11 protein-coding genes are annotated in these 13,959 nt (G+C 62.0%); 2 read left to right on the forward strand and 9 right to left on the reverse strand.

Translation table 11 applies throughout. The features are described from left to right. Positions 1-212: 212 nt before the first annotated feature. Entirely contained in the window at positions 213-1,496 is a 1,284-nt protein-coding gene (locus QWE_RS17005; protein WP_006727400.1) for a GGDEF domain-containing protein, read from the forward strand. Between the two features lie 26 nt (positions 1,497-1,522). Here the strand turns inward: QWE_RS17005 and QWE_RS17010 are convergent, their stop codons facing one another. Then, entirely contained in the window at positions 1,523-3,412 is a 1,890-nt protein-coding gene (locus tag QWE_RS17010; RefSeq protein ID WP_006727401.1) for an ABCB family ABC transporter ATP-binding protein/permease, read from the reverse strand. Positions 3,413-3,525: 113 nt separating this feature from the next. Continuing rightward, positions 3,526-5,583, reverse strand: coding sequence for a LysM peptidoglycan-binding domain-containing protein (locus QWE_RS17015; RefSeq protein WP_006727402.1), 2,058 nt, complete (start codon positions 5,581-5,583; stop codon positions 3,526-3,528). A gap of 157 nt (positions 5,584-5,740) precedes the next feature. On the opposite strand from QWE_RS17015, the gene QWE_RS17020 reads away from it, so the two are divergent. Then, entirely contained in the window at positions 5,741-6,361 is a 621-nt protein-coding gene (locus QWE_RS17020; RefSeq protein ID WP_006727403.1) for an LOG family protein, read from the forward strand. 13 nt (positions 6,362-6,374) lie between these two features. On the opposite strand, the gene rarD is transcribed toward QWE_RS17020, so the two are convergent. From rarD to cysS, 7 genes are all read right to left on the reverse strand, one after another. After that, positions 6,375-7,271, reverse strand: coding sequence for an EamA family transporter RarD (gene rarD / locus QWE_RS17025; protein WP_006727404.1), 897 nt, complete (start codon positions 7,269-7,271; stop codon positions 6,375-6,377). Between the two features lie 117 nt (positions 7,272-7,388). Further along, entirely contained in the window at positions 7,389-9,005 is a 1,617-nt protein-coding gene (gene cimA / locus QWE_RS17030; RefSeq protein WP_006727405.1) for a citramalate synthase, read from the reverse strand. 362 nt (positions 9,006-9,367) lie between these two features. Continuing rightward, entirely contained in the window at positions 9,368-10,327 is a 960-nt protein-coding gene (pip, locus tag QWE_RS17035; RefSeq protein ID WP_006727406.1) for a prolyl aminopeptidase, read from the reverse strand. A gap of 1 nt (position 10,328) precedes the next feature. Next, positions 10,329-10,817, reverse strand: a complete 489-nt coding sequence (locus QWE_RS17040; RefSeq protein ID WP_006727407.1) for a GFA family protein — start codon at positions 10,815-10,817, stop codon at positions 10,329-10,331. Then, positions 10,814-11,281 carry a GFA family protein gene (locus tag QWE_RS17045; protein WP_006727408.1) on the reverse strand — a complete coding sequence of 156 codons (468 nt, stop codon included), beginning with the start codon at positions 11,279-11,281 and terminating at the stop codon, positions 10,814-10,816. The genes QWE_RS17040 and QWE_RS17045 overlap by 4 nt, the downstream gene beginning before the upstream one ends. Before the next feature lie 347 nt (positions 11,282-11,628). Then, positions 11,629-12,009: an endonuclease domain-containing protein gene (locus QWE_RS17050; protein WP_006727409.1), complete on the reverse strand. Its 381-nt coding sequence runs from the start codon at positions 12,007-12,009 to the stop codon at positions 11,629-11,631. A gap of 304 nt (positions 12,010-12,313) precedes the next feature. Then, entirely contained in the window at positions 12,314-13,798 is a 1,485-nt protein-coding gene (gene cysS, locus QWE_RS17055) for a cysteine--tRNA ligase (protein WP_006727410.1), read from the reverse strand. Between the last annotated feature and the right edge of the window lie 161 nt (positions 13,799-13,959).

The raw sequence follows: 13,959 nt of genomic DNA on the forward strand, positions 1-13,959 counted from the left end.
TACTCTGAAAGCCGCAGATGGGCAATGCCGCCGGTCAAATCAAGGCGCGCTAAAGCATATGTGACAATCCACAGCTGGCCCAAAAAAAGCTCAATTGCGCTTAGGCGTGGCGAGACTTTGTAAATAACTGCACCCTAAAAAAGGGGAGTTGGATTTAAGCAGGATCCGCGATGCGGGACCGTTGTCGGCCCGGCCCGGACAAGGAATGACCGTTGCAGCTCGCCAGGCACATTGAACCGGATTCGGACACGGTAACGCTCGCCACGATATCCTGGCATTCCTCCCGCGGACTGCCGCCGCCGGCTTTGATCGCGTCCCTTTCGCCGTCTCGGATCACCGCTCCGGAGGCGCTGCGAAACTCGTCGCTTTGCTTCCTTGATTGCGCTGACAAGGTCGCAATCGCCCAGGTTGTCCGGCTGCGCGAGATCTGCGGAAATGGCATTTATCTTGTCGCGGTGACAGGGGCAGTCACGGCCGAATTTCAGGCTGAACTGTTCGACGTGGGGGTCGACGATCTCCTGATGGACGAGGGCTCGGCTCAGCTGCTGCGCTGCCTCTTGCGCGCCAAGCGTCACCTTACCCTGCTGCAGACACACCAGAAGACACTCGACGCATTGCAGGACAAGCTCGATGCCTGGCAGGATGGCTTGGACCATCTGCCGACGCCGATCTACCTGAAAGATGTCGGCGGACGCTATCTCGGCTGCAACACGGCGTTCAGCCATTTTGTCGGCACGGAACGAGACCGCGTTATTGGCCAGACCCTCGCTGATTTTCTGCCGCTGGATGTTGCCGAGGCGCATCGGGAATCGGACCTCGAAGTGATGCGCAGAGGCGGCGTCATCAGGGTCGAGACCGATGTCTGCGTGCCAGACACGGGCGTGCGCCATGTCATGCTGCACAAGGCCTGTGTCGCCTCGCCGGAAGGCGGCCTTCGCGGCATTGCCGGCGTGCTGATCGACATCACCGAACGCAAGGAGCTCGAGGCACGCCTGACGGCCGCTGCTGAGCGCGACCCGCTGACCAATGCCTATAACCGTCGCAAGTTCTTCCAGGTTGCGGGTTCGGCCATCGAGACGGCGAACGAAGGTGAGCAGAGCTTTGCCGTCGCCGTCATCGACATCGACCACTTCAAGTCGATCAATGACGAACTCGGGCATGGCGAGGGAGATCTCACCCTCTGTTCGATTGTCGATACCCTGCGGGCGCATGAGGCGGAGGGCGTGCTGGTCGCGCGTGCCGGAGGCGAAGAGTTCTTTGCCTTCTTCACCGGCGACAATACAGCCCAGGCGGAGGACATTCTGGAGCGGATGCGGACCGATATCGCCCGCTACTGTGCGGTTGCAACCGGCATGGGCACCGCCGGCACCATCAGCATTGGCCTTGCCGATTTCGATCCGCTGCAGGAGACGATCGACCACGCGCTTCGTCGAGCCGATCTCGCCCTCTACCGGGCAAAGCGCGACGGCCGCAATCGGCTATGCCGGGCGGACTGACCGCCCGGTGTCGCTGACCGCCAGCGTCAGACGGCTGGCGGGCGCCGGACCACGACGCCGAGTTCGTCGCTTTCGCGCACTTGCCGCAGCATTTCTTCGGCCTGAGTCGCCTCCCGCTGACGGTTCCACATCGAGGCATAAAGGCCGTCCTGGGCCAGTAGCTCGCTATGGCTGCCGCGTTCGGCGATTTCGCCGCCCTTCAGTACGATGATTTCGTCAGCGCCAACCACCGTGGACAGACGGTGGGCGATGACCAGCGTCGTGCGGTTCTTCGAGACGATGTCGAGGGCGGACTGGATCTCGTGCTCGGTGGTCGTGTCGAGCGCCGAGGTCGCCTCATCGAGGATCAGGATCGGCGGCGCCTTGAGCACAGTACGGGCGATCGCAACGCGCTGCTTTTCACCGCCCGAGAGCTTTAGACCGCGCTCGCCGACCTTGGTGTCGAAACCATCGGGCAGATCCTTGATGAAATGCGAGATCTGCGCGACCTCCGCCGCCTGTTCGATCTCGGCGTCGGACGCGCCGGGTCGACCGTAGCGAATGTTGTAGGCGATCGTGTCGTTGAACAGCACAGTGTCCTGCGGCACCATGCCGATCGCGGCTCTGAGCGACTTCTGGGTCACATCGCGTACGTCCTGGCCGTCAATGGTGATCGAGCCCTTCTGGACGTCGTAGAAGCGGTAGAGCAGGCGGGATATGGTCGATTTGCCGGCGCCCGACGGACCGACGACGGCCACAGTCTTGCCGGCGGGGACCTCGAACGACACGCCTTTCAGGATCGGCCGCTCCGGATCATAGTGGAAATGCAAATCCTTGAAGGCGATGGCGCCTTGCGCAATGGCAAGCGGCGTCGCCCCGGGACCGTCGACCACTTCGGCCTGGACTTCGAGAAGATCGAACATCTGCTCGATATCGGTGAGACCCTGGCGGATTTCGCGGTAGACGAAGCCAATGAAGTTGAGCGGGATCGACAGCTGCATCAGCATGGCGTTGACGAAGACGAAGTCACCGATCGTCTGTTCGCCGCGCTGCACGGCGAGCGCCGACATCACCATGATGATCGCGGTGCCCACACCAAAGATCAGACCCTGGCCGAAGTTCAACCATCCGAGCGAGGTCCAGACCTGTGTGGCCGACTTCTCGTATTTCGCCATCGAGGCATCGAAGCGCTTGGCCTCCATCTCCTCGTTGCCGAAATACTTGACCGTCTCGAAGTTGAGAAGCGAGTCGATCGCCTTGGTGTTGGCATCCGTGTCGCTGTCGTTCATCGCGCGGCGGATGCCGATGCGCCAGTCAGACGCGCGGATTGTGAACCAGATATAGGCCCAGACGGTGAAGGCGGTGACGCCGAGATAGGAGAAGCCGTAGGTCCACCAGAAGATCGCGGCCGTCAGGATGAATTCAATGAGCGTCGGGATCGAGTTGAGGATCGTGAAGCGGACGATCGTCTCGATTCCCTTGGTGCCGCGTTCGATGATGCGCGACAGTCCGCCGGTCTTGCGTTCCAGATGGAAGCGCAGCGACAGCTGGTGCATGTGCACGAAGGTCCTGTAGGCGAGCTGGCGCACCGCATGCTGGCCGACGCTGGCAAACAGCGCATCGCGAAGCTGGTTGAGGCCGACCTGCAGGATGCGGGTGAGATTGTAGAAGATGACGAGCGCCACGGCTCCCAGAAGGAAGGTCGGCAGGATGCCCGCCATGTCGATCCGGCCGTCGAGCGCATCGGTTGCCCATTTGAAGAAATAGGGAACGAGGATCAGGACGAATTTCGAGATGATCAGGAAGACGGTCGCCCAGACGACGCGCATCTTGAGATCAAATCGGTCGGCCGGCCACATATAGGGCCAGAGGTTCACGAGCGTCTGCATCGGGTTGCCGTCGTCGGCCGATACCGTCTTCTTCTTCGCCTCTGCCATCCCCGACCCTCTCGCTGCCTGCAGATTAAAAAGCGGCGATCCCTTTGGAGGATCGCCGCTTTCATTCACTTAGGTTTTCGCTCGCGCGAATACAATAACGGAACTGTGAAAGCTCAGTTCACCGCCTCGCCGCGCAGGCGCTTTCGATGAATTTCTTCCGCATTGGGAAGCGCATCGCGCGGCACCGTGAAGATCTGGCCGGGCTCGATCAGGTCCGGATTGTTGATCTGGTTCTCGTTGGCGAGATAGATCGTGGTGTAGCGCACACCCTGACCATAAACGCGCCGCGAAATCTGCCAGAGCGTATCGCCGCGGCGGATGATGACGCTGCTGTCGCTCTGTTCGAGCGGCGCCTGCTGGATTGTCTTCGGTTCACCGGATGCAGCAGCAGTCGTCGGGGATGCTGCCGCCACATTGGTCTCGGACTGAGCCGGTGCCTGCGCTGACGGAGCGGGTGCCGGATCGTTGAGGAGGTCACGGATCAGCGCGACGAGCTGCGGCAGGGCGGCGCCCAAAGCGTCCACATTGCCGTTCGGTACCGACTGCAGGAGCGCCAGCGCCTCGCGAGCCTTGGCGCCATGGCTGTTGAAGGCGGCGGCAAGGTCTGGTTCGACATTGGGACCCGGACGGAAGCCGATGATCGACTGCAATCCGATTTCCGTTGCCGAACGCGCCGCTGCCGCCTGCTCCAGAGCCGGCTTCTGACCGTTGGCGAACAGATTTTCCAGAATCGTCATCGCCTTGGTCAAGGAGATCCGCAGCCGCTCGAACTCAATCTGTTCGGGGGTGGTCGGCGATGACGCAGCACTCGCTCCCGTCTGGGCGACGACGGAGACCTGCTCACCAGCGGGGCGCTCGAACGGAACCGAGGCGCGTACGATCACCTTGCCGGTGGAATCCAGGAGTTCCACCTCAATGATGTGGTTGCCGACTTCGAGTTTCATCTCGCCTTCAATGACGAAGTTGCCGTTTCCGTCGCTCGCCGTTTCGCCAATGGTGGTCTTGTTGGCAAAGCCACGCACCCGCGCTCCGGCCGGCGCCTTGCCGGCGACGAAGATGCGGTCGCCTTCGATCTCGACCGCGGTGACCTGCACTTCGGTGGCGCCGGGAAGGACAGCCGGTTCTTCGGCCGCGGGTTCATTCGCGGGTGCTGCCGCCGTTTCGCTCATGCCCGGCATCGCAGGCGCTGAGCCCGCAAGTTCGCTGGCGGCAGCGGGAAGTTCCGGCAGGGCAACGCCGCCGGCCGGTGCAGCGGCCGGCTGGCTTGCCGATGCGGGAGAATTCTCGGAACCGGGAAGGGTGATCAGACGGCTCGCCTCGCCAGGCTTCGAGACCATGGCCAGCAGCTCGCCCTTGCCACCTTCCGGCACGGAAATCGTCGCGACCTCTTCCGAGGTGACGACCTTGCCGTCGGGAGCCGTGGCGCGGATCTGCAGTGCGTGATCGCCGGGCGGCAGCGGCTGATCGAGCACGGCGGCAAAATCGCCCGTGCCGTCGACCGTCTGCGAGGAAATGACCTCATCACCATTCAGGATCTCGACGGTCGCGCCAGGCACGGCGTTGCCGGCGATGACTGTGGAGCCATTCGGCTCGACGCGGAGCACGTCGAAGCGGGGCGCGATCTCCGTCGTCGCTTCTGTGACGGGCGCGGGCTGGTTGACCGGCTTGCCGAGCAATGCGTCCTTGATCGAGGCAATGAGGCCTGCGGCCTTTGCCGGATCGGCCGGCAGCTGCTGAACCATTTCCAGAGCCCGCGCGGCATCGGCCTGTACCGTCTTGATGCCATTCATGACCGTGGCGTCAAGGTCGTCGGGGATCTCGATCGATGAAAGTGCCTGAAGGGCGCCCTGGGCGAGTGTCTTCGCGGCTGTATAGGCTTCGATGCCAGGCGTGCGGCCATCGGCAAACAGCGCCGAGATGCCGTCGACGGCCTTCACAGCCTCTTCTTTCAGGCGATCCATCTTCTGGCTGGCTGCACTGGCGACGTCTTGCACGGCGCCTTCGGCTGTCGCCTGGGCCTCATCGGCTGCAGACTTCGCCGCGTCGGCGGCAGCGGTGACGGTGGGCAGATCACCCACAGGCGGGTTGAGCCGTGGCATGATCACGAAGACCATCAGCAGACTGACGATGGCAAGGACGATCAGGACCACCCAGAGGGCACGGTTCTTCATTTCTCAAGTCTCCCGGCGGATGAGCCGCCATTCCCTTGGAATTGCTAGCGTCAACCCGATGAATCGACAAGCGGCGATGGATCAATCCACCCTGCCGGACAAGGGTTTTCAGCCAATTTTGTTGACCTGCAGCGGCGTAGCCTGTTTTTTGCCCCGCATGAGCGAACAGAAAACCCCGATTCGATCCGTCTGCGTCTATTGCGGCTCCCAGCCCGGACGCGATCCCGCCTTCATGGAAGCCGGCCGAAATTTCGGTCGCGCCCTGGCAGAAAACAACCTTCGCCTGGTCTATGGCGGCGGTACCAAGGGCATCATGGGGGCGGTCGCCTCGGGCGTGCTCTCGGCCGGCGGTCATGTTACCGGCATCATACCCGAGTTTCTCGTCGACATGGAAGCGACGCGCCATTCGCTTGGGCAGCTGAACGAATTGATCATCACCAAGGACATGCACGAGCGCAAGCACGCGATGTTCGAGCGCTCTGACGCTTTCGTGACACTTCCGGGCGGCATCGGCACGCTGGAGGAGATCGTCGAGATCATGACCTGGGGTCAGCTCGGCCGTCACACCAAGCCGATGGTCTTTGCGAATGTGAATGATTTCTGGAAGCCGATGCTTGAGTTGATCGACCATATGTCGGTCTCGGGCTTCATCCACACCGCCCATCTCGTGCGGCCGCTGGTCATCGACCGGATCGAGGACATCGTGCCCGCCATCGAGGCCCGCTGGGCCGAAGCCGGATCGCCCGAAGGCGACCCGGAGACGATTTCCAAGCTCTGAACTTGAGCGCTGATCAGCGCTGCCGAAGCATCGGCAGCGTATAGATCACCAGCGCCGACCAGATGAGCGGGAAGGCAACGGCTTTCGCCACGCTGAAGGGTTCGTTGAAGACGAAGACGGCGGTGATGAAGATCATCGACGGCGCGATGTACTGCATGATGCCGATGGTCGAGAGGCGCAACAGCTTGGCGCCGTTCGCATAAAGGATCAGCGGCACTGCCGTCACCAGTCCTGCCGAGGCAAGCAGGATCGTATCGGTCATGTTGCCCATCAGGAAATGCCCGCCGCCCTGAAGATTGAGATAGACGAGATAGGCAAGCGCGATGGGCGATAGCAGCAGCACTTCCAGCAGGAAGCCCTGGTTCGGTCCGATCGGCAATGTCTTGCGGAAGAAGGCGTAGAAGCCCCAGGAGAAGGTGAGCGCCAGCGCCACCACCGGCAGGCGGCCTGCCTCGACGGTTAGGATGACGACAGCGATCACGACCAGCGAGAGGGCCGCAATCTGCGTCTTCTTCAGTTTTTCCTTGAGAATGACAGCGCCGAGCAGGATCGAAAACAAAGGATTGATGAAATAGCCGAGCGCCGTGTCCAGCGCGTGTCCTGTCCCGATCGCCCAGACATAGATGCCCCAGTTGACGCTGATCAGCGTCGCGGTCACGGCGGCCATGCCGAGCATGCGCGGATTGCGCATCGCCTTCTTCAACTCATCGGTGCGCTTGAGGATGATCAAGAGCAGGCCGGCGACCGGGATCGACCAGAGGATGCGGTGCGCGATCACCTCCGCCGGCGAGATATGCGCGAGCGCCTTCATGTAGAGCGGCAGGAAGCCCCACAGGAGATAGGCGGAGAGCGCAAAGAGAAAGCCGTTCAGGCTGTCCCGGTTCTCGGCGGGAGCGGTGACGTCGGCCATGGTGTTTCCTGACTTTTGTTATGCTTGGAAACGGGATTACGCCTGCAAGGTTGCAGGCGCCAATTCATTTCTGTGAAGCATCGTTCAGGCAGACCGATCGTTTGGACGCGGCCGATCTCACTCCGCCGCGATCTTGCCTGCCAGTTCGCGGTTCTTCATCAGCTTGTAGACGATCGAATCCATCAGGGCCTGGAACGAGGCATCGATGATGTTTTCCGACACGCCGACCGTCCACCAGCGGGCGCCGGAGGCATCGGTGGACTCGATGAGAACGCGCGTGATGGCTTCCGTGCCACCGTTCAGAATACGGACCTTGTAGTCCGCCAGTTCGAGATCGAGGATTTCCGACTGGTATTTGCCGAGATCCTTGCGCAGCGCAATGTCGAGCGCATTGACTGGGCCGTCGCCTTCGGCAACCGACATCACCATTTCGCCGTCGACCAGCACCTTCACGACGGCTTCCGACACGGTCTTCAGCTTGCCATGGCTGTCGAAACGGCGCTCGACCATGACGCGGAAGCTTTCGACGGCGAAGAAATTGGGGACGGTGCCGAGCGTCTTCAGCGCCAGCAATTCGAAGCTCGCATCCGCGCCTTCATAGGCATAGCCCGAGGCCTCGCGCTCCTTGACGATGGAGATCAGCGTATCGAGCTTCGGATCGTCCTTGGCAACCATGATGCCGCGGCGCTTGAGTTCGTTGAGGAAATTCGCCTTGCCGCCTTGGTCCGAGACCATGACCTTGCGGAAATTGCCGACACTTTCCGGCTCGACATGTTCGTAGGTCTTCGGGTCCTTGAGCAGCGCCGAGGCATGGATGCCGGCCTTGGTGGCAAAGGCCGAGCCGCCGACATAAGGCGACTGGTGGTTAGGGGAGCGATTGAGCAACTCGTCGAAGGCGCGCGACAGTCGAGTCAGGCCGACGAGTTTTTCGCGGTCGATCGAGGTCTCGAAGCGCGAGGAATACGTCTCCTTCAGACAGAGCGTCGGGATGATCGTGACGAGGTCGGCATTGCCGCAACGCTCGCCAATCCCGTTCAGCGTGCCCTGGATCTGGCGCACACCGGCCTCGACGGCGGCGAGCGAATTGGCGACGGCCTGTCCGGTGTCGTTATGCGCGTGGATGCCGAGTGAGGCACCGGGGATGCCGGAGGCAATCACAGCCTGGACGATCTCCCGGATTTCCGGCGGCTGCGTGCCGCCATTGGTGTCGCAAAGCACCACCCAGCGTGCGCCGGCGTTATAGGCTTCTTTCGCGCAGGCGAGGGCATAGTCCGGATTGGCCTTGTAGCCATCGAAGAAGTGTTCGCAGTCGACCATGGAAAGCTTGCCGGCAGCCACCACGGCCTTGATGCTATCGCGGATGCTTTCGAGGTTCTCCTCGTTGGTGCAACCGAGCGCGACCTTCACATGATAGTCCCAGCTCTTGGCGACCAGACAGACGGCATCCGCCTTCGACTGGATGAGCTGGCTGAGGCCCGGATCATTGGAGGCGGAGATGCCGGCGCGTTTGGTCATGCCGAAGGCGACGAAGCCGGCCTTCTGAGTGCGCTTGCGTGAAAAGAAGGCCGTATCCGTCGGGTTCGCCCCCGGATAGCCGCCCTCGATGAAGTCGATGCCGAACTCGTCCAGCATGGCCGCGATCGCGATCTTGTCCTCGACCGAAAAATCGATCCCCGGCGTCTGCTGGCCGTCGCGGAGCGTCGTGTCGAACAGGGTGATCTTTTCGCGTGTCATGCTGTTGTCCTTACGAGAACTTTCGCTATGGGGGAATTACTCCCCTCTGTCACTGCGTGACATCTTCCCCACAAGGGGGGAGAGTGGAAGCCGCTGGCGTTCCGCTCCCCATCTCCCCCTTGAGGGGGGAGGTCGCCGCGAAGCGGCGGGTGGGGGTGAACCACACCGCGAGTTCGACGTTTCGCGATTTTTGTTACCTTCAGCCCATCACCCCACCCCGGAGCTTCGCTCCGACCCTCCCCCTCAAGGGAAGGGTGGGCCCGAGCCGCAGCCGCAATCCGCTCTCCCCCCTTGTGGGGGAGATGGCCGCCCTTCGACAGGCTCAGGATGCAGAGGGGGGTAACCACGGGCGCGAGCATAATCTAGTTCTTCCCCGCAAACCGATCCGTGGCCCGGATCAGCTGGTCGAGGATACCAGGCTCGAGATAGGCGTGGCCCGCTCCCTCGATCAGGTGGAAATCCGCCTTCGGCCAGGCCTTGTGCAAAGCCCAAGCATACTTCGCCGGGCAGGGCATGTCGTAGCGGCCGTGGATGATGACTCCGGGAATGTCCTTGAGCTTGTAGGCATCGCGCAGCAACTGTCCTTCCTCCAGCCAGCCGGCATGGACGAAGAAGTGGTTCTCGATGCGCGCGAAGGCGAGCGCGAAGTCGGGTTCATAAAAGCGGCCCGTGTAATCCGGGTTCGGCAGGAGCGTGATCGTCTCGCCCTCCCAGGAGCTCCAGGCGACGGCACAGCGCAACTGCTCCTCGCGATCGGTGCCCGTCAGCCGGCGTCGATAGGCCGCCATCATCTCGTGACGTTCATTCTCCGGAATGGGCGCGCAAAAACGTTCCCACTTGTCCGGGACCATCTCGGAGACGCCGAACTGGTAGTACCAGTCGAGCTCGGCCTTGGTCAGCGTATAGATGCCACGCAGGACCAGTTCGGAGACGCGCTCCGGATGGGTTTCGGCATAGGCAAGCGCCAGTGTCGAGCCCCAGGAACCGCCGAAGACGAGCCAGGTCTCGACGCCCATGAGTTCGCGCAGCCGCTCAATATCCGCGACCAGATGCCAGGTGGTGTTAGCCTCGATCGAGGCATGTGGTGTGGATTTGCCGCAGCCGCGCTGGTCGAACATCAGCACGTCATAGAGAGCGGGATCGAAGAGCCGGCGGTTGCCGGGACCTGTGGCGCCACCGGGACCGCCATGCAGGAAAACGGCCGGCTTGGCCCCCCTGGTGCCGAAACGCTCCCAATAGATCTGGTGCCCGTCGCCGACATCGAGCATGCCGGTCTCGAAGGGCTCGATTTCAGGATAAACGCTGCGCAATTCATTCGTCATGTCATGTCCTTTTCGGTGGCCAGGCCACCGTATCGTGATCGGGATGCTGCCGTGAGGTGGAAGCAATCCCGGCAGTGCCCTCCGGTAGGTCGGACCGGTCCGTCGGGTTTTCGGGGAGGGAAAAGAGTTTGTCGAAATAGCTGACGCGGCTTTCGACGCCGTCCTGCGAAACGGGCTCGGCAAGTTCCGGTTTGTCGAGGCTGCCGATCGTCACGCTGATATAGGGCGAGCCCTTGGTGCGGAAGAAGAGCGGTGTGCCGCAGTCCCTGCAAAAACCGCGCCCGCACGGGTCCGATGATTGGAACCAGCTCGGTTCGCCCCGCATCAGGAGAAAGTCCTCCTGCCGTGAACCGGCTAGCGCCATGAAGAAATTGCCGCTGGCCTTCTGGCACATGCGGCAGTGACAGAGATGCGGATAGCCGAGCTCGCCTGATATCTTGTAGCGGATCGCGCCGCACTGGCAGCCGCCGGAATGCACCTGTCGTGTCATTGTTCATCCTCCGGCGGCCATTGGGCCGTGTCGTGGTCAGGGTGCTGGAAGCTCTCGACCGAGGCGAAGAAAGCCTCGTATTCGGGGCTGGTATAGACAGGCTTCTCGAACAGCTGATCGATCCAGGGCAGGCGCTGGTGATGGTTGACCTGGATCTGCGGCTCGAAGCGTTCCGGATGATCGAAGGCGCCGATCGCAAGTTCAACGCCGCCGGGATGCTGATAGGTGAGCGGCGTGCCGCACTTGCCGCAGAAGCCGCGCTTCACCTTCGCAGACGAGCGAAAGAGCATCGGCTGGCCGCGCGTCCAGGTCAGATGCGCCTGATCGGCGGTCACGAAGGCGCCGAAGAAGGAGCCGAACTGCTTCTGACACATGCGGCAATGGCAGATCGACGGCCGCCCAAGCTTCGACGCCTGGAACCGCACTGCGCCGCATTGGCAGCCGCCACTCTCGATCTCGCTCATTTCATCTTCCTCATCGCATCGTCATGAAAATCGTGACGCCGATAATGACAACGGCAATCAGGGCGCCCTTGGCGATCAGCCCGTAAAGCAGCCATTTCGGCATCTTGGTGTTCGGGTTGGGCTGGGTCATGGAGTTGGCCTCTCGAGAGTGGGGCTACCCCCCTCTGTCCTGCCGGACATCTCCCCCACACGGGGGGAGAGCGGGACCCCGCCGACCTTCGCGCCAGCGTCTAACGTGTCCACTTCTCGAAGCCGCAGCGCATGCGTCCCCACTCTCCCCCCTTGTGGGGGAGATGTCACGAAGTGACAGAGGGGGGGACGACGCGCCGCAGCCAAAACCACAATCATCACGACCACCCCTTACCTGCGACGACGACGATATGCTGGCAGACATTGTCGATATCCCGCAGCACGTCGTCGTTCCAGAACCGGAGAACCGTCCAGCCATCCTGTTCCAGACGTCGCGTCCGCGCCGCGTCATAGGTTAGGTCAGCATCGTGTCCGTGCTGCGAGCCATCCACTTCGACGATCAGCTTATGGTCTGGGCAGGCGAAGTCGACGATGAAGCCGGCAATCGGCACCTGTCGGCGAAAGCTGAGGCCCATCAGGCGATGCGCGCGCAGGCAGCCCCAAAGTTTGCGCTCGGCATCGGTCATTTCGCTGCGCATGCGCTTGGCATGAGCGCGCCGTTGCGGTGGAACAGGTGCATGCGGCGTGACAGCTTCCATCGGAGCGTGAGTTTGATGGAAATACTGCTCCTCGTTGTGCGTGGGTGCAAGACGGGCAAAGAGCGTCGCGTGTGCGGCACCCCCCTCTGTCCTGCCGGACATCTCCCCCACACGGGGGGAGAGCGGGACCCCGCCGACCTCGGAACCAGCGGTAAGCCACAGGAAGATTGAGCAAGATCCGTCCGCGCGCAGCTGTGTCGCTCTGGTCGTGTGCCGTAGCGCATGCGTCCCCACTCTCCCCCTGTGTGGGGGAGATGTCACGAAGTGACAAAGGGGGGTAAACCGCGCCGCAGCCAGAACCATTTTACCGTTTGACCTCCCAGGTCGTCACCCGCTCGCCGGTCTCCTTGTCCTTGCCGTCCTTGAGCTGGATGCCCTTGGCAGCGAGCTCGTCGCGGATGCGGTCGGCCTCGGGAAAATTCTTCGCCTTCAGCATTTCGAGCCGCATGTCGACGAGCGCTTGGACAGCGGCGGAGAGATCGTCGCTGACTTCCGCCTTCTTCGGCGCGACGCCGAGCAGGGCGGCGGAGGCTGCGAACAACGGCAGTTTCGAAGGGTCGGCATTAGCCGCCTGGGCCAGCGCATGAACCGCCTGGACGGCCGCGACCGTGTTCAGGTCGTCGGAGAGGGCTTCGAGAATGGATGTATCCGGGGCCACGTCGCCGGCATCGCCCGCCGGCCACTTCGCCAACAGACGTTCTGCCTCCTCCAGCCGCTTCACCGAAAAATCGATCGGCTCGCGGTAATGCGTCATCAGCATCGCGAGCCTCAGCACTTCACCCGGCCACTTGCGGCCGCCGAATTTCTCGGTCGCAAGCAACTCGTTGATCGTGACGAAGTTGCCTTCCGACTTCGACATCTTGCGGCCTTCGACCTGCAGGAAGCCGTTATGCATCCATACTGTGGCCATCAGGTCGTTGTCGAAGGCACAGCAGGACTGGGCGATCTCGTTTTCGTGGTGTGGGAAGATCAGATCGAGCCCGCCGCCATGGATGTCGAACTGGTGCGGCTTGGACTTGGCCTTCGGCGAGAGCCTATCTTTGATCTCTTCCCAGAGATAGCGGTCGGACATGGCCGAGCATTCGATATGCCAGCCGGGACGCCCATAGATCGGCGTGGTGGTCTTCTCAAAGGTAAAGCTCGCCTGCCAGCCGGGCTCGGTATCGGCAGACTGCTTCCACAGAACGAAATCGGCCGGGTTCATCTTGTGGCTTTCGACAGCGACGCGCGCACCCGCCTGCTGGTCTTCCAGCTTGCGCTTCGACAGCATGCCGTAATCCGCCATGGAGGCGGTCGAAAACAGCACTTCGTGACCCTCGGATCCGTGCGCGACATAGGCATGGCCCATGTCCAGCAGCCGCTGGATGATCGTGATCATCTGGCGAATGTTGTCGGTGGCCCGCGGCTCGACGGTCGGCTTCAGGCAGCCGAGCGCCGCGACATCCTCGTGGAACTGGCTTTCCGTCTTGCCGGTCACGGCGCGGATCGCCTCGTTGAGGCTCATCGAACCATCGGCGATCTGGTTGCCGAAATCGCGCAATGCCCTCGCATTGATCTTGTCGTCAACGTCGGTGATGTTGCGAACATAGGTGATCTGGTCCGCCCCATAGGTGTGCCGAAGCAGCCGGTAGAGCACGTCGAAGACGATCACGGGCCGCGCATTGCCGATATGGGCGAAGTCGTAGACGGTCGCGCCGCAGACATACATGCGCACATGGTCGGGATCGATCGGCTCGAAGTCGACCTTCTCGCGTGTGAGCGTGTTGTAAAGCTTAAGGCCGCCGGCCATGTGAAACTCCCAGAATGATGTACCCGGCTGGACCGGGTCGTTTGTCATCTGGGGCTATGCAGGAGACGAAAACGGCCAGGCCAGCGAATGCGCTAGCGAATAATGATCCCGCAAATGGTGCAGAGGCTCGTTTTCATGGGCGTTGTTATGCCGCGCGGCGC

It is taken from the genome of Agrobacterium albertimagni AOL15, assembly GCF_000300855.1.
GTDB lineage: Bacteria > Pseudomonadota > Alphaproteobacteria > Rhizobiales > Rhizobiaceae > Allorhizobium > Allorhizobium albertimagni.

Bases quoted from the DNA above. Each gene is read 5' to 3' on its own strand.
- QWE_RS17010 (WP_006727401.1), bottom strand. From the start codon at position 3,412: ATGGCAGAGGCGAAGAAGAAGACGGTATCGGCCGACGACGGCAACCCG.
- QWE_RS17015 (WP_006727402.1), bottom strand. From the start codon at position 5,583: ATGAAGAACCGTGCCCTCTGGGTGGTCCTGATCGTCCTTGCCATCGTC.
- QWE_RS17020 (WP_006727403.1), top strand. From the start codon at position 5,741: ATGAGCGAACAGAAAACCCCGATTCGATCCGTCTGCGTCTATTGCGGC.
- rarD (WP_006727404.1), bottom strand. From the start codon at position 7,271: ATGGCCGACGTCACCGCTCCCGCCGAGAACCGGGACAGCCTGAACGGC.
- cimA (WP_006727405.1), bottom strand. From the start codon at position 9,005: ATGACACGCGAAAAGATCACCCTGTTCGACACGACGCTCCGCGACGGC.
- pip (WP_006727406.1), bottom strand. From the start codon at position 10,327: ATGACGAATGAATTGCGCAGCGTTTATCCTGAAATCGAGCCCTTCGAG.
- QWE_RS17040 (WP_006727407.1), bottom strand. From the start codon at position 10,817: ATGACACGACAGGTGCATTCCGGCGGCTGCCAGTGCGGCGCGATCCGC.
- QWE_RS17045 (WP_006727408.1), bottom strand. From the start codon at position 11,281: ATGAGCGAGATCGAGAGTGGCGGCTGCCAATGCGGCGCAGTGCGGTTC.
- QWE_RS17050 (WP_006727409.1), bottom strand. From the start codon at position 12,009: ATGGAAGCTGTCACGCCGCATGCACCTGTTCCACCGCAACGGCGCGCT.
- cysS (WP_006727410.1), bottom strand. From the start codon at position 13,798: ATGGCCGGCGGCCTTAAGCTTTACAACACGCTCACACGCGAGAAGGTC.